The following is a 20344-nucleotide window of genomic DNA, read 5'->3' on the forward strand; positions in this document are numbered from 1 at the left end:
AATCGCCGCGCCATCCGGTCACAGGTCTGTGGTTTATTCACTCTGTTTGTTGCGCAACAAACGCCACTGTATCAATGCTGGATTCTGTTCCGGTTTGACAACCTCGATTTCATCCTCTGCATGCCCGTTTGTCGTTGCTTTACTCACACTTACGGCTTCTAGCTGTCTTAACTGAGAAACATTGCCAACGACTTGAGGCACGCGCGACAAAGACAGGGCCAGATCGCGTTGCAGATTTTCGGACTTCAGTTGCTGACGGGCGCCAAAGTAAAAGGATACAATTACCCCCAGCAGCCACCATAATGGTTCTGGCACCAGTGCAATCCCCTGCATTCGTGCCGCAAACCAAACCGGATCAACCATTGCCGATCCCAATAGCCCAATCGTGCCAAGAGCCAAGGCGGGGCGTGGCAGTCGATTAACCCCATCCATACACCGATCAAACCAGCCGCGTTGTTGCAACGCAAATTCCGATTGCATTTGGTTGATCGCAGCCATCTGGCCTTCAAATTGCCGCTGTGCACCAGACTCGGCATTCTCGCGGAACACTTCAACCGTTTCGCGCAACACATTGCGGTTGCCACCAAACGCCATTTTTAAGAACTGTGAGATCACCCCCATGATGCCACCCTTTTTTGAAAATCCTGTTCGCTGAGATGATACCGGGGAGACAAAAACTCCTCGGCACGCCGGATCCAGCCGCCTTTGCCTCCTGCCCGGGTTCGGGCGTATTTGCGGCTGGCGGCCCGTCGATCGGCTAGGCGAAAATAGTAGTTACGTCGGGCAACGCCGTAGGCATCTTTCAACGCCTGCTCACCCACATCGGCGGCCAGTCTTGACGCTTTTATCGTCTGCGGCCCGATCACCCCATCAACTGTCGCCTCATACCCCATATCGCGCAGCAACCGCTGCAAGATTTTGACGGCATTCGACCCCGCGTTAACATACATATCAAACACCGAAGGTTGCAGAAGTTTGGGTAAACTGGAGATTTTCGGAGCCGTAAAATAATGGGAAACAAATATCTCTACCGCTTGTTCCTGGCTTATCGCCTGCACATCGTCCAGCCCAACTTGCCCATCTCCGGTTAGATCCAAATTCAACCGGCGTAGCGTGTGGATTGTCACCCCATGCTTGGTCGCCCCTCCCGGATCATCGGGATCATTCACAAAACCACCTTCACGGGCGACTATTTCTTCTGCAATCTGTTGGACACTGGGCATCGCACACTCCTATCGGAACCGTGCACCAGATTGCCGTTCAAATATTGCCACGCCTAAAACACAGCGCGCGCCCCGTTATCCGGAGCGCGCGCCTTATCTTCTTAGTCATGCTGCAAAAAACGACCACGTCAAATCAGGACGGTGTCGAAAGATTCAGCTTTCTGGTTCGACGTAGACACCCTGTTCTTTCAGTGCATCTACCACTTCTTTAGGCATGTAAGTTTCGTCATGTTTCGCAAGGATTTCAGTCGCTTCGAAGACACCTTCAACATAACTCCCGGTTCCAATCATGCCTTGGTTTTCTTCGAACAAATCCGGCAAGACACCCGTATAGGTGACGGGAATCGACGCCCCACCATCCGTCACCGAGAACGAAATGATTTCACCCTGCCCGCGCACCAACGTACCTTCTTCGACCAGTCCGCCAATGCGGAACACTTCGCTTGGTTTTGGTGGTTCAGCCATCACTTCGCTAGGAGCGCGAAAGAAATTGATGCCGTCCTGCAGTGCATAGCCAATCAGACCGGTGGCCACCACAAGGGCCACCGCAGAAACCAAAACAATCTGTACCCGGCGCCGTTTTTTGAGTGTCTTCATTCCATCCTCACGGGAATAGCGGGGCCATCATCAGACCCGATGTTTCATCTTCACCTAACATCAGATTGGCGTTCTGCAAGGCCTGCCCGCTGCTACCTTTTGTCAGGTTATCCAATGCGGCGATAACAATTGCACGACCTTCGATCCGGTCGGCCGCAACACCGATGTGACAAAAGTTTGAGCCCCTCACATGATGAGTACTGGGAGCCTCACCAAAGGGAAGCACTTCGATGAACGGCTCGCCGGTGTAAGCTGCCGCCAGACACTCATGGATATGCTGGGCATCACCTTTGACATAAGCCGTAGCCAGAATACCCCGGTTGGCAGGCATGAGATGCGGGGTGAACTGCACCTTAACCGCGCGGCCGGCCACCTTTGAAAACTCTTGATCAAACTCTCCCAGATGCCGGTGCGTGCCACCGATAGCATAGGCGTTGTAACCCTCACTCAGCTCGGCGTGCAGCAACCCTTCTTTAAGAGATCGCCCCGCACCAGAAACGGCGCATTTCAGGTCCAGAATGATTTCGTCCAGATCAATCACCCCGTCTGCAATTAGGGGCCGCAATGCAAACTGCCCAGTGGCAGCATTACACCCGGTGCCAGCTACCAAACGTGCGGCAGCGATGTCGTTGCGGTAAAATTCGGTCAGCCCGTAAACCGCCTCCGTCTGCTGCTCCAGCGCGTTGTGTGGATTTCCGTACCACTTTTCATAAGCCGCCGGATCACGCAGCCGGAAGTCCGCGGACAGATCAACGATCTTTAGCGTTTTGGGTAGTGCAGCAATCACTTCCTGGCTGGTTTTATGCGGCAGGGCACAAAAACACAGATCGATCTGAGAAAAATCAATCTCACCAATCTTACACAGGGTTGGCATATCCAAATGACGCAGATGCGGGAACACCTGTGACATTTCCATGCCTGCCTTACGGTCCGCAGACAGGGCCGCGATTTCAAAGCTCGGATGCTGCGAGATCAGCCGCACCAGTTCAGCACCAGTGTAGCCGCTAGCGCCCAGAATTGCGATTTTATGGGTCATGTCAGACCTCTTTCTTACATGTCATGTATCATTGCCATGACTGACAATGAACTTTTAGAACAAAAATGGATGAGTGCTTTGACCTGGATCAGGCCGCTGAGAAGGTTATCTCTCGTCGCAAAAACTGAGTGGCGCGGTCTGATACCCGAGTGGCATCGCCGCTGGTCAGAAAACCGCCAGGTCCGCGCCCCATCATATCCGGATGACGCTCAAGATAATGCGCCAGACTTTCAGCAACCAGATCGCCCTGACTGTAAACAGTGACATTCGGTCCCAGCGCCTTTTGAAAGATATCTTCCATCAGCGGATAATGGGTACAGCCCAATATTGCGGCTTGTGGTTCAGGCATCTTGCGCTTTAGCGCATCCACATGGCTGCGCACCAAAGCTTCGGCCAGGATTTCATCACCCTCTTCGATGGCATCCACAACACCGCCGCAGCTTTGTGCTTCGACATCGACGCCAATAGCCCGAAACGCCAGTTCACGCTGAAAGGCACGGCTGGCCACGGTCGCTGGCGTCGCAAACAGCGCCACATGTTTGACCTCAACTTCACGTGGGGGGGAGTTATCGCCCCACTCTCGTTCCGTCAGGGCCTCAATCAGGGGAACAAACACGCCCAACACCCGTTTGCCCGGAGGCAGACCACCTTCTTGCATCCTGCGCAGGGCAGCAGCGCTCGCGGTGTTGCAGGCCAGTATAACCAGATCGCAGCCATGCGCCCACATCGTTTCAACCGCTTGCCGAGTCAACTGAAAGACGTCTTCAGCGTCGCGTACCCCATAAGGCGCATGGGCGCTGTCGCCATAATAAAGGAAATCCACATCCGGCAGACGTTGCTGCGCGGCGTTCAGAACGGTTAGCCCGCCCAATCCAGAATCAAAGATACCAACTGCCATTGTCCCTGTCAGGCGCGATGCCTGTCCTCGAATTCATAGCCATAGCCGTTGTTGTTCAACGGCTTTGGAGACAGCTCATACGTGGCTTTGCGCAGGAAATCCATCATTGCTTTGGAATCTGTGACCAAAGGATCCAAAACATCACGCTGCAACGGATCCCCAATCACTACTTTCACCGGCGTATCTACCCGTTTTTTGAATTCCTTGATCAACAACCCCATCCGCAACGTACCGTGTAGATGACTGGCGATTTGAAACAAGCGCGATGTATGACCCTCAAAAAACAGCGGCACAACCGTCGCATTAGATTTGGCAACCATCCGTGCCGTAAAGCCACGCCACCCCGGATCCATTGGATAATCAAACGGGCGTGCTCCGGTGGAAACGGTGCCTCCGGGAAAAATACCAATTGCTCCGCCCTGTCCCAGATAGTTGAGCGCGGTTTTTCGTGTTTGCAAGTTGGTCCTTAAGGCATCTTTGGTCTCTTTGAATGAAACAGGCAGCACGACCCGGTTCAGGTCCTCGGCATTTTGAAACACGCGGTGCGCCAAAATGCGAAAATCGGAGCGCGATTGGGACAATATGTGCCCCATCATTAGCCCATCCAGTATTCCATAAGGATGGTTTGCAATCAGGATCAATGGTCCGTCTGTTGGTATGTTCGTAAGAGACCCCGCCATCACGTCCAGGGTTAACCCGTAGCGTTCAGCCATAACTGACCAGAAGTCATGGCCCTCGGTAATATCATGCTGATATCCTTTGGCCCGCTTAATCAAACCAAGTCGGCCCGTTGAGTTTTCCATCAGTTTGATCAGGAACCGACCGGAACGGGTTTCAGCCGAATGTGCGTAGGAGATATCGCGGGCAATATGGCGCGCTTGCATTCTGGCGGTACTCCAAGGGAAGGAACCGGAACACCGGCTTATGTGTTCCAAAATATGCGAGCCGCGTAACATGCCAGTGACAGAGATTGAAACGGGATTAGTTATGACTGCACGGATGCGCCACAGCGTCATCATCTTGTTGCTTCAGGCGTTTCTACCGACAGACTATTCTTTAGCCAGATAAATTGTTGGATACCCTTCGTTGGAAACGCTATCGACGACTAGGGTTCATAACAAAAAGGCCGGGATTACCCGGCCTTTCTTTGAATTAGGATCAGCGTTGCGCCTATTCCGCCGCCTTGTTCAGCTGCGTTCCGCCCTGTTGCAACACAATCAGCAACTCCTCACGGCGCTTGGCCGCCTTTAGTTCGCTTTCGTGTTTGACAGGGCCAAAGCCACGAATTTGTAACGGCAGTTCGGCCAGTGCAATCAGCGGTTCCATGATCTCTGGGCTTGCCTTAGGCAACCAAGCCTTCATATCCGCTTCATATTGCTTGATCAGTGCACGCTCCATTTTGCGATCTGCCGAATACCCAAACAGATCCAACGGTGTACCACGCAGAGATTTCATTTTGGCGAGCAACCGCAACAGACGCAGTGTTCCCGGGCCAAATTTGCGCTTTTTGGGACGGCCATTGGCGTCTTTTCCGCCCAGCATGGGAGGAGCCAAATTAAAGGACATCTTGAAATCACCCTCAAACTCAACCTCTGCCTTGGCGCGACTGTCCAGCAGCAATCTGGCAACCTCGTACTCATCCTTATAGGCCAGTAGTTTGTGATAGCCTTTGGCCGTGGCTTCTTTGAGAGGCTTATCACTGATACCTTCCAGCAGTTTGCCATAACGCTTGGCCAGGCGTTTGCCCTGATATGCCACCAGAGCATCACTGCGATAGGATATTTTTTCATCCAGTGTTTTGGGCAGATCAACGACCTTGGGCTGGCTTACACCTTTTGCCTCGGCCGGGAACAGAACCGCCCAGCGACCAATATCAAAGGCCCGCAGGTTACGTTCGACAGCGGCACCGTTCATGGTGATCGCCTGGGTTAACGCCTCCAAAGTCAGAGGGATCAAACCACGCTGCCAGGCCGCACCAAACACCATCATGTTGGAAAAAATCGAATCTCCAAGCGTGGCTTTCGCCAGGTCGGTCGCGTCGAACAAGTCCAGACGATCCCGCAACCGTGCTTCCAGCGCCAGTTGCAACCGGTCAGTTGGAATGGTGAAATCCGTATTGCGGGTAAAATCACCGGTGATGATCTCGTGGCTATTGACCACAGCCCCAGTACGTTCAAGCGACGTCAGCCCCAATGTTTTGGCACCTGCGCTCACCACTAAGTCGCCACCAATCAATGCATGGGCCTCGCCGGTGGCCACACGGATTGCGCTGATGTCTTCCGGGCGATTGGCCAAGCGGCAATGGATGTGCACTGCGCCACCCTTTTGCGCCAAACCCGCCATTTCCATCATGCCGGCGCCTTTGCCGTCAATTTGTGCCGCCTGAGCAAGAACTGCACCAATGGTCACAACGCCAGTGCCGCCGACCCCAGTGATGACAACATTAAACGTGCCATCGATTGTCGGGAGATCTGGCTGCGGCAGATCTGGCAAATCTAACTGTGTGGTAGGGTCTTTTCGCGGCTTTGCGCCTTCCAAACTCAGGAAAGAGGGACAAAAGCCGTTCAGGCAAGAAAAATCCTTGTTGCAGGACGATTGATCAATCGCACGCTTACGGCCCAGTTCGGTTTCGGCAGGAACAATTGACACGCAGTTGGACTGAACGCCACAATCACCGCATCCTTCACAAACATCTGTATTGATGAACACCCGCTGATCCGGGTCTGGAAACAGACCACGCTTGCGGCGACGGCGTTTTTCAGCAGCACAGGTCTGGATATACAGGATGGCTGATACCCCTTCGACCTTTTCAAATTCGCGCTGAACGTTCATCAGCTCACCCCGTTCATGCATTCGCATACCGGAGGGAAATTGTTTGGCGTCGACGTCTTCTTTCTCATCATAGACCACCGCCATGGTCTTGATGCCCATGGCCACAAGCTCGCGAGCGATACGCGGAGCATCCAGCCCGCCTTCGTTACCCTGTCCACCGGTCATGGCAACCGCATCATTGTACAGGATCTTATAGGTTATGTTGGTACCCTCAGCCAGGGCAGCGCGGATCGCTTGAATGCCTGAATGATTGTAGGTGCCATCGCCTAGGTTCTGGAAAACATGGGGTCGGTTCGAGAAGGGAGCCTCGCCAATCCAGTTGGCGCCCTCCCCACCCATATGAGTAAACCCAGTGGTTTCGCGGTCCATCCACTGCACCATAAAGTGGCAACCAATACCGGCATAGGCGCGAGACCCATCCGGAAGTTTGGTGGAGGAGTTATGTGGGCATCCAGAACAGAAGTAAGGCAGACGCGAGGTGATTTCTTCGGCATTGTCCGCCCGGCGCGCGTCCTCAAGAGCCGATAGGCCTGCGTGAATAGCATCGGTTTCGCGGCCCTCTTCGATCAAGATCTGACCAAGTTTCTCGGCGATCATAATCGGATCCAGCGCAAACCGAGTTTGGAACAGCTCTTCGCCGTGCATCGAGCCCGCACCGCCCCCTTTGTGCCAACCGTAAACCCGGCGACCACGGCGATCATCAAAGATAGCTTCTTTGATCTGCACTTCGATCAGTTTGCGTTTTTCTTCAACAACAACGATCAGGTCCAGACCTTCCGCCCAATCGTGAAAACCTTTCATATCCAGCGGGAAGGTTTGTCCGACCTTATAGGTGGTGATGCCCAGCCGGTCGGCCATATTTTCATCAATGTTCAGCAACGACAACGCATGGCTCAGGTCCAGCCAGTTTTTACCCGCAGCAACAAAACCGATTTTTGCACCCCGCTGACCCCACATGCGCTTGTCCATCTTATTGGCATGCGAGAACGCTTCGGCAGCAAAACGTTTATAGTCAATTATCCGGTCTTCCTGTTGGAAGCGGTCATCGGCCAGACGGATATTCAGCCCATCGTTGGGCATTTCGAATTCAGGCGTAACCAGCTTGATCCGGTCCGGGTCCCCATCCACAACCGAGGTCACCTCGATGGTGTCCTTCATCGTCTTCAGGCCAACCCAGAGCCCCGAAAACCGGCTGAGCGCCATGCCATAGATGCCGTAGTCCAGAATTTCCTGAACACCCGCCGGGCTGACAATCGGCAAATAGGCATCCATGAGGGCCCATTCCGATTGGTGCAGCACGGTTGAGGATTCACCTGTGTGGTCGTCGCCCATCGCCAACAGCACGCCGCCGTGCTTGGAGCTTCCGGCCATGTTGGCGTGGCGGATCACATCGCCCGAACGGTCAACGCCCGGCCCTTTACCGTACCAAAGCCCAAACACGCCGTCGAATTTACCTTCACCACGGACTTCGGCCTGTTGACTGCCCCATAGCGCTGTTGCGGCCAGATCTTCGTTCAGCCCCAGCTGAAAGGTAACATCCGCCGCTTTTAGCTGCTTTTCAGCCCGCATCATCATTGTATCTACGGCACCCAGTGGCGATCCGCGATATCCGGTGACCAAGCCAGCCGTATTCAGACCGGCCTGCGCGTCACGCGCCTTTTGCATCAACATCAGGCGCACCAGCGCTTGCGTGCCGTTTAACATGACCGGCGATTTTTCCAGGTCATATTTGTCATTGAGCGAAATTTTTTGCGTGCTCATCGGGGCCTCCCAACCTTGACTAGCTTGCATTGTTTTTTCAACTAATAGGTCACAATTGCTGACCTGTATAGCTATATTTTGTAAAAACTGTCTTCAGGACACGGTTGAAATTGAAACAAGTGATACAATTCATATAGGTTAGTCGCAGTAGATCAAAAGAGATGCACATGGACTGGGACAAGCTAAGAATTTTTCACGCGGTTGCCGATGCCGGCAGCCTGACCCACGCAGGCGACAAATTGAATTTGTCGCAATCGGCGGTTAGTCGACAGATTCGCGCGCTTGAAGAAAGCCTAAGCGCCACCCTGTTTCACCGACATGCGCGTGGCCTGATTCTCACCGAACAGGGAGAATTGCTGTTTGATGCCACAGTCGCCATGTCAAAACGGCTGGAAACAGCTTCGGCCCGAATTCGTGACAGCGATGAAGAAGTGTTTGGTGAACTACGTGTCACCACGACGACTGGATTTGGAACACTTTGGTTGGCTCCGCGACTGACCAAACTGTACGACCAGTTCCCAGACCTGAAAATCGACCTAATGTTGGAAGAGCGCGTACTCGATCTGCCAATGCGCGAGGCTGATGTGGCGATTCGTATGAAAGAACCAAGTCAGGCGGATTTGATCCGTAAAAGGTTGATGACTGTCAAAATGCGGCTCTATGCCTCTCGCGCCTACTTGGAGCGTAACGGCACACCGCAAGAGCTGTCAGAGATGTCAAAACACCGGCTGATCTGCCAAGATCCGCGCTCTCCGCAGGTTGGTTCCGCTGCCGTACTGGTTCAGAAGCTGATGACTCACAACCCATTATCCTTGCTTACCGTGAACAACTATTTTGCTGTATTGCAGGGCGTTTCTCACGATTTGGGGATCGGTGTCTTACCCGACTACGTCACTGAGGACTCTCCCGACCTGATAAATATTTTACACAGCAACGATGCGGGTGAAGTCCCGGTGTACTTAGCCTATCCGGAAGAATTACGGCATTCTCGGCGCATTTCCGCCTTTAGAGATTTTGTGCAAAATGAGATCATCGCCCACCGCAAACATCTGAAAGAACTTGGCAAACTGTAAGCCATGCACAAAACGCATAGCAGCAATGCTGCGCCTGCGGCATTTCGTGCCTTGATCGAACATCACAGGGACCCTAAATCACTCTCGAAGGCGATGGCAATTGCCTCTCCTTCACCTCCCTGTTGGACTTCGGCCGAGCTTAGTGCTCGGCCTTTTTTTTGGCTTTCTAGTCCAATAGCCCCAACTGTTTCGCCAAAGTGTTTTTCAAGGTGCATTTCTAATAACCCGTGCATTTTCAAGACCAGAAGCTTAAACCTATTGGCAAAGCCGTTTTAAAGGATCCAATTGTGTTATTCCGTCTCTTATCAACGCTCAGCATATTGCTATTTGCAGGCGTCGTTTCCTCTGCCGTGCAGGCACAGGTCCCTTTGCCCAACACATCCACAGCTGCGCCAGCTGAAATCACTCTGCCGGACCCGCTGACCCCAGAAGCCATTCACGAAATGGTTGCCAGGATGTCGGATGACCAGGTCCGCAACCTGTTGCTTGATCGTCTGGACGCAGTGGCAACCACACAAACGGCGCAACAGTCAGGCAAAAGTCTAATCACAATCGCTCAAGAGACCTGGGTGGCCTTCTACACCCCTACTCTGGACGCAGTTTCCAAACTGCCGGTATTGTTCAGCAAACAGGGTGAGGCGCTTTCCAATTTCCAAGCCTCTTTTGGAAATGCCGGCCTGTTAAAGCTATTTGCCTTTATGGCGATCGCCATTGGCGCAGGTCTTGCCGCTGAATTCGTAACAAACCTACTAAGCCGACGATGGCAAGGGGATGAAACACCGTCCGAAGACGCCACACTATGGAGTGCACTCAGCTTTCTGGCGCGACGGTTTGGTCGTGACATACTTGGACTGGTAGCCTTTTACTTTGCGCTGCGGTTTGTTGGCCTGACGTTGCTTAGCCCTGCAGAACTTAGCTTTGCCGGACCGTTTGTGACCTATCTGATCTGGTTCCCACGTCTTGGCGCTGCCATTTCACGTTTTATTCTTGCCCCACACCGGGCTGATCTGCGGCTGGTGAATATCAACAGCCGCTGGGCCGGCTTTTTGCACCGCAACATAATCGGGCTGGTACTCCTGGGTGGTTTCACACTGTTTATTGTTGGGTTTGATACCGCAAACGGAGTTGCCATCAACGAAACCCGAATTGCCTTCTGGCTCAACACTGCCGTGCACATCTATGTTGCACTCATTTTCTGGACCGCCCGCGCAGGTCTGTCAGAGATGATGCGTGGCACAGATCCGGACCGTAGTAAATTTGATGAATGGGTCGCCAAAGCCTACCCTTACTTTGCAGTAGCTGTCGCATTGGTAACTTGGATTGTCGTACAGGTTCTGTCCGGCTCTGGACATATCAAACTGCTGCTGACCGCACCGCATTACACCACCATGTTCTGGTTGCTGCTGGCTCCGGCAATCGACACCGCCATTCGCGGCTTGGTGCGTCACTTGCAACCGCCGATGATTGGCGAAGGTGCAGTGGCCGAGGCTGCCTACAAAGCGACCAAGCGCAGTTACATCAAAATTGGTCGTGTCATCGCGGGCCTGTTTGTGGTGTTGCGCGTGGCAGCCGCTTGGAACTTGGACCTTCGCAACTTGGCTGCTGCCGGTGTTGGTGAGCGCTTTGCCGCTAATTTTGTTGAGTTCACAATGACCGTCGCCACTGGATATGTGATCTACGAACTTGTCTCGCTTTACGTAAACCGACAACTGGCAAAAGAGCAAACCTCGCTTGGCGTTGTCGAGGAAGACGCGGCTGGTGGTGAAGGTGGCGGAGCTGGGGGCTCACGCCTGACCACCGTCTTGCCATTGGCTCTGGTCAGTGCCCAGACTGGGATCATAGTGATTTTTGGCCTGTTGGCTGTGGGCAGCCTTGGCATCGATATTACGCCATTGCTGGCTGGTGCTGGTATCCTTGGCCTTGCGATTGGTTTTGGTGCGCAAAAGCTGGTGGCCGATGTGGTCTCTGGCGTGTTCTTCCTGATTGATGATGCGTTTCGTGTTGGCGAATACGTTGAGGTTGGCGGTACAATGGGCACGGTCGAAAAAATCTCGATCCGCTCCATGCAGCTGCGTCACCACCGCGGATTAGTGCATACCATCCCCTATGGCGAAATTCCCAAGCTGACCAACTTCAGCCGCGACTGGGTCATCATGAAATTGATGTTCACTGTGCCATTTGATACCGATCCCAATAAGGTCAAAAAGATCTTCAAAAAGATCGGTGCAGAGATGATGCAGGAACCGCTGTTCAAGGATGACTTCCTTGAGCCCTTCAAAAGTCAGGGTGTGTTCCAGTTTGATGATGTTGGCATCGTCATGCGCGGCAAATTCATGGCGAAACCGGGAACGCAGTTCACCATCCGCAAGGAAATCTATAACCGGGTGCGCAAGGAATTTGACGCCGCTGGTATTGAATTCGCCCGCCGCGAGGTCCGTGTTGCCCTTCCCGGTGGAGACGAAACTAAGGAACTGACAGAGGCCGACAAAACTGCCATTTCCGCAGCCGCGGGCGCTGCAGTTCAACAGCAGGTAGAACAAAAGGCCGAGGAAGAACTTGCAGCCAAGGCGAAGACCTAATTCTGCTTAGGAAGGACGAAGATGACCACTCAATTTGCGGCTTCATTTTGGTCAATTACAGGTCGAACTCTGTCCTGGAATAAACTTACACACGGTGGCCGTCAGATGACGGCCACCGTTGCGTTGATATGTAGCTGTATTCCGCAATTGGCATGGGCGGTTGGCCCGGATGATGTCGACCGGCAAATGCAACCTGTAGAAAAACTGGGGAAAGACACCGACTTTGGCTTCAAGAACGGCTCGGTTGTTGTGGCCCCTATCCCGTTTTCCAACCCCACCATTGGGTCTGGTCTGGCTCTTGGCGCCGGATATCTTTTCAAGACCGATGAGAATTCCAATACCTCTGTCATTGGTGCGGGCGCCATGCGGTCTGACAATGGCAGTCAGGCTGCTGGCGTGATGGCCAGCCTTGCATTTAACAACAACCATTGGCTGGTCAGCGCCTTTGCAGGCAAAGCGGACGTTCGCTATGATCTGTACACCTCACTGGGGCCGTTTCCTGTACATCAAGATGGCTATTTAGCCCGTTTCAGTCTGGCGTATGGCGTGACAGATAATCTTAGGTTTGGCGGCGTTATGCGCTACCTGGATACTTCCATCTCTGCCGATTTCCCCGGCTTGCCATCCCTGCCGCCTAGTTATGATCCGGATCTAACCCTCGAAGTCCTAACTGCCGGCATTAGCGCGGATTGGGATCGCCGCAATGACAGCGACTACCCAACCGAAGGCTCTCGATTAACCGCCGAAGTCACGCGTGGATTTTTCCTTAGCAGCGCCCGCGCCAGTTACGACAAGGCCCATGCCATTTATGATTGGTACAAACCACTGAACGAGAGCAGCACAGTAGCTCTACGCGGCGTTATCTGCTCCACAACGGATGAAACCCCGTTCTTTGATCAATGTTCAATCGGTGCCACTGATAACATGCGTGGTTTCAATTCGACCCAGTTTCTCGATCTACGCTCTACCTCCTTACAAGCCGAATATCGCCATCGCTTTGGTTCGCGCTGGGGTGGTGTGGTCTTTGGCGGCGTTGGCTGGACCGGGGCAAAATTTGACCAACTTCGAGATGGTGGCAGCCACAGTGCCATTGGTGTCGGTGCCCGCTACCGGGTTTCCAAGAAATTCCCGGTCGATTTCTCGGTGGACGTCAGCCACAACAATCTGGGCGATGATCAGATCTATATCTATGTTGGACAACGGTTCTGACCGGGCAGATCAGGGCAACCAATACCGGTTCGATCCGGACCGCACCAATTGCTACACCTTGTTTTGGCGCTTTACCCTTCCCCCGGCGGCCTAGTTGTCCTAAAAGGCGCCCAAATCCAGCCATCCGGGAAATATGATCGATGCAAGAACCAGCCATCACATCAGAACTGATTGAAAGCCACGGATTGAGCCCCGCGGAATACGATCGCATCCTGGAAATCATGGGCCGCGTCCCAACCTATACCGAGTTGGGCATTTTCTCGGCGATGTGGAATGAGCACTGTTCCTACAAATCCTCCAAGAAATGGTTACGTACTTTGCCGACCGAGGGACCACAGGTCATCTGTGGCCCTGGTGAAAATGCGGGTATCGTCGATATCGGTGATGGCCAATGTGTGGTGTTCAAGATGGAAAGCCACAACCACCCGTCGTACATTGAGCCCTATCAGGGTGCGGCCACGGGTGTAGGCGGCATTTTGCGCGATGTTTTCACAATGGGCGCTCGCCCCATTGCGGCTATGAACTCGCTGTCCTTTGGTGAACCCGCGCACCACAAGACCACTCAGCTGGTCAATGGCGTGGTCGAAGGTGTTGGTGGTTACGGCAACTGCTTTGGCGTGCCCTGCGTTGGCGGCGAAGTCCGCTTTCACCCGGCGTATAACGGCAACTGCCTGGTCAATGCCTTTGCGGCGGGCCTGGCTGACACTGACAAAATTTTCTACTCAGCTGCATCGGGCATTGGCATGCCTGTTGTTTACCTTGGCGCCAAAACCGGCCGAGATGGCGTTGGTGGCGCAACAATGGCCTCAGCTGAGTTCGACGATACCATCGAAGAAAAACGCCCCACCGTTCAGGTTGGTGACCCCTTCACTGAAAAGCGTCTGATGGAAGCCACGCTGGAGCTGATGGGCACCGGTGCCGTGATCTCGATCCAGGACATGGGCGCAGCGGGTCTCACCTGTTCGGCTGTAGAAATGGGTGACAAGGGTGGCCTTGGTGTCAAACTAAACCTCGAAGACGTGCCGCAGCGCGAAGAGAACATGACAGCCTATGAGATGATGCTGTCAGAATCTCAGGAACGCATGCTGATGGTGCTAAACCCCGAGCTGGAAGCCGAAGCCCGCGCTGTGTTTGTAAAATGGGATCTGGATTTTGCCATTGTTGGCGAAACCATCGCCGAAGACCGGTTCCTGATCCTGCACAACGGCGAGGTCAAAGCCGACCTGCCGCTGGCCACGCTGGCAGGTTCTGCCCCAGAATATGACCGCCCTTGGGTTCCAACCCCCGCTGCGGAACCACTGACAGACGCCGATGTGCCAACCATAGATCCCATTGACGGCCTCAAGGGTCTGATTTCTTCGCCCAACTATGCCGGTAAGCAGTGGGTCTACGAACAGTATGACACCACCGTCATGGGGGACACCGCTCGTCGTCCCGGTGTTGGCTCAGGCCTGATCCGGGTACACGGCACTGAAAAGATGCTGGCCTTCACTTCGGACGTGACCCCCCGCTATGTCAAAGCCAACCCAACTGAAGGCGGCAAGCAGGCGGTGGCCGAGGCTTACCGCAACCTGACCGCAGTTGGTGCCAAGCCTTTGGCCACAACCGACAACTTGAATTTTGGCAATCCGGAGAAGCCCGAAATTATGGGCCAGTTTGTCGGCGCGCTGGATGGCATTGGTCAGGCCGTCGCTGCACTGGACATGCCCATCGTGTCCGGCAACGTGTCACTATACAACGAAACTGACGGTCAGGGCATCCTGCCGACCCCAACCATTGGGGCTGTGGGTCTCGTCGCCGCCGGAGAGGAACCGATTATCGGTGAAGCTCGTGACGGTCACGTCGCACTGCTGATCGGCGATACGCTTGGTCATCTTGGCCAGTCCGCTCTACTGGCAGAAGTCTTCAACCGCGAAGATGGCGACGCCCCTGCGGTGGATCTGGACGCTGAAAAGCGCAATGGTGATTTTGTGCGCAACAACCGCGACTATATCAAAGTCTGCACCGATCTGTCCGACGGTGGCCTGGCGCTGGCTGCCTTTGAACTGGCCGAGGCAGGTGGTGTTGGTGTTCAAATCGACGCCAGCGACACACCAACCCTGTTTGGTGAAGATCAGGCGCGTTATCTGGTTGCCTGTAATTTTGATCAGGCCGAGGCCCTGATGCTGGCTGCCGGTCAGGCAGGCGTCACGCTAACCACTGTTGGAAAATTCGGTGGCGATACAGTTAAGATTGGTGGCAGCGAAGCCCCGCTGGCTGAGCTATCCGAGATCTTCCGCAGCAGTTTCGCTGCTACGGTGGCCTGACACAGCCCCCAAATCCAAATCACTTTGGAGCCGCCCGTCATCACGACTGGGCGGCTTTCCCACAGTTCTGACATGCCGATATATCGTAGAGGGGTTCGTCATCTCTGTCTCACCTGCCCCTTGCAGCCCAGCCCCCGCACATCTACATCTTAGACAACAAGTCAGGAGACATCCCCAATGGCCATGCTAGCCTCAGATATCGAAGCGCTGATCCGTGAAAGCTTCCCCAATGCCGAGATCACCGTGATGGGCGACGATGGCGTTCACTTCTCTGCTGAGGTAATCGACGAGAGCTTTCGGGGTAAAAACCGCGTGCAGCAACAACGTGCCGTGATGGCCGCGCTCAAGGGCAAAATGGACGGCTCCAACGGCGAAATCCACGCCCTAGGCCTGACAACAAAGGCGCCTGAGTAATCACTGTTGCGTGGGTCATAGCAAGCGTTGTTGTACTTATTGTTGCGGCAATTGGCATTGAAGCCTATGTGAAGCGCAACAAAAGACGGGCTCTATCGCAGTCGCAACCCACAATGCGCAACGCAAACTGCAAGAAGGTTGAGCTGGGACAAGAAGCGACTGATCTGGATCTGGTTGAACAGGCCATAAGACGAAACCAGCTGTTAGAAGACGCCGGCAGGCGTTTAAGCAGCCGTAACACAAAATAATGCGCCGCGGCGCAGTAGAGACTAAGGAAACGCGACATGACCGACACAAAGACCCGTATCGACGAAACCGTCAAAACAAATGACGTTGTGCTGTTCATGAAAGGCACCAAGGACATGCCACAGTGTGGCTTCTCGTCCAAGGTGGCCGGTGTGCTGAACTACATCGGCATTGAATATACCGACATCAATGTTCTGGCCGATGAAGACATCCGCTCGGGAATCAAAGATTACTCCGACTGGCCCACCATTCCGCAGCTCTATGTCAAAGGCGAATTTGTCGGCGGATGCGACATCATTGTTGAAATGACCCTGTCTGGCGAACTGGATGGTATGTTTGAAACCAATGGTATCACCTTCGACAAAGATGCCTCTAACAAGATCCGCGAAGCCAACGGCTAGGCCACCGTACTCAGGACAAATAAAAAAGGCCTCCGGTGATCTTCCGGAGGCCTTTTTCGTTCTAAGAGATGAAAAGGTCTATTTCGCCAGTTTTTCTTCGACTTCGGCGGCCATTGATTCTGCTCTCGCGGCCAGCTCAGCCAGTGTATCCGTCACCTGCGGCGGGATCACCGGGACTTCGATACGTTCGGGCTCGGGCGCTGGCGCAGCACGCAGATCAGCCAACTCCGATTCTCGCTCGGCGAGTTCCGCCTCGACAATTTTGATCCGGTCTTCAACAGCCGCGGTCTTATCCGCCAACAACAAACCCGCCATCAGCAGCATCCGTGCCTCGGGCATGCGACCGATCTGATCTGACAACACCTGCGCCTCGTCGTCCAGCATCTTGGCTGCGGACTGTAGATAGCTTTGCTCGCCGTCCTGACAGGAAACCTCAAAACCGCGACCGCCGATATGTATGGTCAATTCTGGCATCAGACTTCCTCCCCTTCAGGAATATTCTCAACGGGTAAACTTTGCGCGTTAGCCAACAGTGGTTCCAGTTTGGCCAGAACCGCATTGACCTGCGCCTGATCGCTGGCCTGTGCTGCGCGCAGCCCCTCAATTTCAGCTTCCATTGCAGTATTGATCAAACCGGCATCCCCGACCCCAGCAGCGTTGGCCTCACGCAGGGCGGTATTGGCGCTGCGTAGGCTTTCGTTTGCATGACGCAGCTGTTGTAACTCGGTATCTAACCGCACGAGCGTTTCGTTCTGTCGCGCCAGTTCTGCGCTGGTGTCTACCATTTCAGCAGCATCGTCTGGTTGCGAGATAAGTTGCGCGGCCTCGGTAGCCGAAGCCTTTGCCTGTTCCAGCTCAGCTTTCAATGCGCTGACTTCCTCTGTCAACGCGGCGGTTTTCAGGGCTTCGTCTGCGGCATCTTCGGAAACACTTGTTGCCTCATCCAATTTGGACTGGATTGCTGCAATTTCTGACTTTAGCTCTGCGACTTCTGCATCCTGGGCAGCAGCAGCTTCGGTAGCTTTCAAAGCAGCCGTATTGCTGGCCGCTTCCATCTCACCAGTTAAACGCGACACTTCGGCCTTCAAGGCGTCTTTCTCGTCTTGATTGCCAACTTCGTTGCGCAGCAATTCCACCTCAGCCTGAAGCGCCTCTAATTCTTGCGAATTATCAACGGGCGCCGGCACCTCAGCCAGTTGCGTCTTCAGTGTTTTCAGACGTTCCTCAAGCTGCGCATTTGCAGTTCTTTCTTCATCCAGCAACTGGTTCAAATCGTCGATCCCGGCCCCATCCTGAGCCGCATCCAAAGCGCCCAATCCGGTTCCGATCCGATCCATCGCAGCCGTGATACGACTTTGCAATTCTTCGATTTGACTCATGCCTGTTCCTCACCCGTCCACATCAATTTCAAAATTCGCCGCCACGTTTGTCTGCTGCGAATCGCTTACAAGATCTCATTCGGCGCCAGCTTACCCAAAGCAGGAGTAAATTACCCCCTGTTTGCTTTCAACCACTTGCAGGCCCAACTTGACCCTGTTCGGCACTGTTATGCTCAGCAACGCTTGATCTTTGCCCCATCGCTGCTATTCAGCCCTAAATCTGCCTGAAAACCCAAAGGAACGACCCAGTGGACCTGACAGAACTGCGCACCGCCAATCCCGAACATTGGGCCAAGGCTGCGGCCATCCGTGCCCTCACCCTTGATGCCGTCGCCGCCGCCAATTCAGGCCACTCCGGTATGCCCATGGGCATGGCCGATGTCGCCACCGTATTGTTTGAAAAGCATCTAAAATTTGATGCATCAGCCCCCAAATGGCCTGATCGTGACCGGTTCATCCTGTCGGCGGGTCATGGCTCTATGTTGATCTATTCGCTGCTACACCTGTGTGGCGATGCACAGGTCACTCTGGATCAGATCAAGAATTTCCGCCAGATGGGCGCTCTGACCGCTGGTCACCCTGAGAACTTCCTGCTGGACGCTGTGGAAACCACCACTGGCCCACTGGGTCAGGGTCTGGCGAATGCCGTGGGGTTTGCCATGGCCGAAGAAATGCAGCGCGCTCAGTACGGCCGCAAGATCGTTGACCACCACACCTATGTCATGGCCGGCGACGGCTGCCTGATGGAAGGTGTCAGCCAAGAAGCCATCGGTTTGGCCGGACGTCACTCGCTGGGCAAACTGATCCTGTTCTGGGACAACAACAACATCACCATCGACGGCACCGTTGAATTGTCCGACCGCACCGACCAGGTAAAGCGTTTCCGGGCGTCTGGCTGGCAGGTCATCGAAATCGACGGCCACGACCCACAGGCCATCGATGAGGCGATTACGGCTGCCAAGAAGTCTAAGAAGCCTTCGATGATTGCTTGCAAAACCCACATCGCTCTGGGTCACGCGGCACAGGACACTTCCAAGGGTCACGGCGCACTGACCGACGCCGACCAGATGAAGGCCGCCAAAGAGGCCTATGGCTGGACCGGTGGTCCATTCGAAGTCCCTGCCGACATCAAATCTCAGTGGGAAGCCATCGGTAGCCGTGGCGCTTCAGATCGCGCCGAATGGGAGGGTCGCTTTGCCGAGGTGTCCAAGCAGAAACAGGACCGGTTCAACCGCGCCTATGCGCTGGACGCCCCGAAAAAACTATCGGCTGCTGTCAAAGCGCTGAAAAAGCAGGTTAGCGAAGACCAGCCAAAGGTTGCCACACGTAAAGCCTCTGAAATGGCTCTGGCCGTGATCAACCCGATCATGCCGGAAACCGTTGGTGGCTCTGCTGATCTGACTGGATCGAACCTGACCAAGACTGGCGACATGGGTGTATTTGACACTGACAACCGCAAGGGTCGCTTTGTCTATTGGGGTATCCGCGAGCACGGCATGGCCGCTGCGATGAACGGTATGGCCCTGCACGGCGGTATTCGCCCCTACTCAGGCACCTTCTTCTGCTTTACCGACTATGCACGCCCCTCCATGCGTCTGGCTGCGCTGATGAAGATGCCGTCGGTGTTCGTGATGACCCACGACTCGATTGGTGTTGGCGAAGATGGTCCAACTCACCAACCGGTCGAACACCTGGCAATCTGTCGCGCGACCCCGAACACCTATGTGTTCCGCCCAGCGGATGCGGTTGAAACTGCTGAATCCTGGGAAATCGCCCTGACCACCAAGGAAACTCCATCGGTACTGTCGCTGACCCGTCAGGGCCTGCCGACCGTGCGGACCGAGCACAAGCTGAACAACCTGACTTCCAAAGGCGCATACGTGCTGGCAGATGCCGAAGCCAAACGTCAGGTGATCCTGATCGCTACTGGTTCCGAAGTCGCCATCGCACTGGAGGCCAAGGCCAAGCTGGAATCCGAAGGTATCGGTACCCGCGTTGTGTCCATGCCCTGTATGGAACTGTTTGCTGAGCAAGACGAAGCCTACCGCCGCAAGGTTCTGCCTGCAGGACCGGTTCGCGTTGGCATCGAAGCGGCTGTACGTGACGGTGGCTGGGATAAATGGCTGATGGGCGAGCGTGGCCAGGACAAGAAAGCCGCGTTTGTTGGCATGGACAGCTTTGGTGCCTCGGCCCCAGCTGGTGAACTGTACGAGAAGTTTGGCATCACCGCGGATGCAACTGTGGCTAAGGTCAAAAATCTGCTGGGCTGATGCAGCTCACATAGCTGAAATAAAATTGGGCGCCTCTAGGCGCCCTTTTCCATTGAAAGCAACCGGTTACATTCAAAATAAAACCCGCTCCAAGTTCGGGCAACCGAAGGTTGGAAGAGA

At 54.3% G+C, this 20344-nt stretch carries 16 protein-coding genes; 7 read left to right on the plus strand and 9 right to left on the minus strand.

Annotated features, from left to right (window positions below):
- Positions 1-33: 33 nt before the first annotated feature.
- The 7 genes from GO984_RS02455 to GO984_RS02485 form a co-directional block, all read right to left on the minus strand.
- Positions 34-621 (minus strand): holin family protein, encoded by a 588-nt coding sequence (locus tag GO984_RS02455; protein WP_157020961.1) that lies wholly within the window; start codon positions 619-621, stop codon positions 34-36.
- The gene (locus tag GO984_RS02460) at positions 612-1223 is read right to left on the minus strand and encodes a holin-associated N-acetylmuramidase (protein ID WP_157020962.1); all 612 of its coding nucleotides are present in this window, start codon (positions 1221-1223) and stop codon (positions 612-614) included. The genes GO984_RS02455 and GO984_RS02460 overlap by 10 nt, the downstream gene beginning before the upstream one ends.
- Before the next feature lie 153 nt (positions 1224-1376).
- A complete protein-coding gene (gene ccmE / locus GO984_RS02465; protein WP_157020963.1) occupies positions 1377-1820 on the minus strand; it encodes a cytochrome c maturation protein CcmE in 444 nt (147 codons plus the stop codon).
- 7 nt (positions 1821-1827) lie between these two features.
- Positions 1828-2856 (minus strand): N-acetyl-gamma-glutamyl-phosphate reductase, encoded by a 1029-nt coding sequence (gene argC, locus GO984_RS02470; protein WP_157020964.1) that lies wholly within the window; start codon positions 2854-2856, stop codon positions 1828-1830.
- Between the two features lie 88 nt (positions 2857-2944).
- A complete protein-coding gene (locus tag GO984_RS02475) occupies positions 2945-3754 on the minus strand; it encodes a glutamate racemase (protein ID WP_157020965.1) in 810 nt (269 codons plus the stop codon).
- A gap of 8 nt (positions 3755-3762) precedes the next feature.
- Positions 3763-4638 (minus strand): lysophospholipid acyltransferase family protein, encoded by an 876-nt coding sequence (locus tag GO984_RS02480; RefSeq protein WP_157020966.1) that lies wholly within the window; start codon positions 4636-4638, stop codon positions 3763-3765.
- A gap of 286 nt (positions 4639-4924) precedes the next feature.
- On the minus strand, positions 4925-8347 hold the full coding sequence (locus GO984_RS02485) for an indolepyruvate ferredoxin oxidoreductase family protein (RefSeq protein ID WP_157020967.1): 3423 nt from the start codon (positions 8345-8347) through the stop codon (positions 4925-4927).
- A gap of 167 nt (positions 8348-8514) precedes the next feature.
- On the opposite strand from GO984_RS02485, the gene GO984_RS02490 reads away from it, so the two are divergent.
- The 6 genes from GO984_RS02490 to grxD all read left to right on the plus strand — a co-directional run bounded on the left by GO984_RS02490 (position 8515) and on the right by grxD (position 16575).
- On the plus strand, positions 8515-9420 hold the full coding sequence (locus tag GO984_RS02490; RefSeq protein WP_138165080.1) for a LysR family transcriptional regulator: 906 nt from the start codon (positions 8515-8517) through the stop codon (positions 9418-9420).
- A 287-nt stretch (positions 9421-9707) separates the two neighbouring features.
- Positions 9708-11999, plus strand: a complete 2292-nt coding sequence (locus tag GO984_RS02495; protein ID WP_342448054.1) for a mechanosensitive ion channel family protein — start codon at positions 9708-9710, stop codon at positions 11997-11999.
- A 21-nt stretch (positions 12000-12020) separates the two neighbouring features.
- Positions 12021-13208, plus strand: a complete 1188-nt coding sequence (locus tag GO984_RS02500; RefSeq protein ID WP_245230966.1) for a BamA/TamA family outer membrane protein — start codon at positions 12021-12023, stop codon at positions 13206-13208.
- A 140-nt stretch (positions 13209-13348) separates the two neighbouring features.
- Positions 13349-15514 carry a phosphoribosylformylglycinamidine synthase subunit PurL gene (gene purL / locus GO984_RS02505; RefSeq protein ID WP_157020968.1) on the plus strand — a complete coding sequence of 722 codons (2166 nt, stop codon included), beginning with the start codon at positions 13349-13351 and terminating at the stop codon, positions 15512-15514.
- A 177-nt stretch (positions 15515-15691) separates the two neighbouring features.
- Positions 15692-15928: a BolA/IbaG family iron-sulfur metabolism protein gene (locus GO984_RS02510; RefSeq protein ID WP_138165082.1), complete on the plus strand. Its 237-nt coding sequence runs from the start codon at positions 15692-15694 to the stop codon at positions 15926-15928.
- Positions 15929-16212: 284 nt separating this feature from the next.
- Positions 16213-16575 (plus strand): Grx4 family monothiol glutaredoxin, encoded by a 363-nt coding sequence (gene grxD, locus GO984_RS02515; RefSeq protein WP_157020969.1) that lies wholly within the window; start codon positions 16213-16215, stop codon positions 16573-16575.
- Between the two features lie 78 nt (positions 16576-16653).
- Here grxD and GO984_RS02520 read toward each other — a convergent pair whose 3' ends face one another.
- Together GO984_RS02520 and GO984_RS02525 are read right to left on the minus strand one after the other, a co-directional pair.
- The gene (locus tag GO984_RS02520; RefSeq protein WP_157020970.1) at positions 16654-17049 is read right to left on the minus strand and encodes a cell division protein ZapA; all 396 of its coding nucleotides are present in this window, start codon (positions 17047-17049) and stop codon (positions 16654-16656) included.
- Positions 17049-17954 carry a coiled-coil domain-containing protein gene (locus tag GO984_RS02525; RefSeq protein ID WP_157020971.1) on the minus strand — a complete coding sequence of 302 codons (906 nt, stop codon included), beginning with the start codon at positions 17952-17954 and terminating at the stop codon, positions 17049-17051. The genes GO984_RS02520 and GO984_RS02525 overlap by 1 nt, the downstream gene beginning before the upstream one ends.
- Before the next feature lie 248 nt (positions 17955-18202).
- Here GO984_RS02525 and tkt point away from each other — a divergent pair, with 248 nt between their 5' ends.
- Positions 18203-20224, plus strand: coding sequence for a transketolase (gene tkt, locus GO984_RS02530; protein WP_167740194.1), 2022 nt, complete (start codon positions 18203-18205; stop codon positions 20222-20224).
- Positions 20225-20344 lie beyond the last annotated feature (120 nt).

The sequence above is a fragment of the Parasedimentitalea huanghaiensis genome (assembly GCF_009753675.1).
GTDB classification, from domain to species: Bacteria; Pseudomonadota; Alphaproteobacteria; order Rhodobacterales; family Rhodobacteraceae; genus Parasedimentitalea; species Parasedimentitalea huanghaiensis.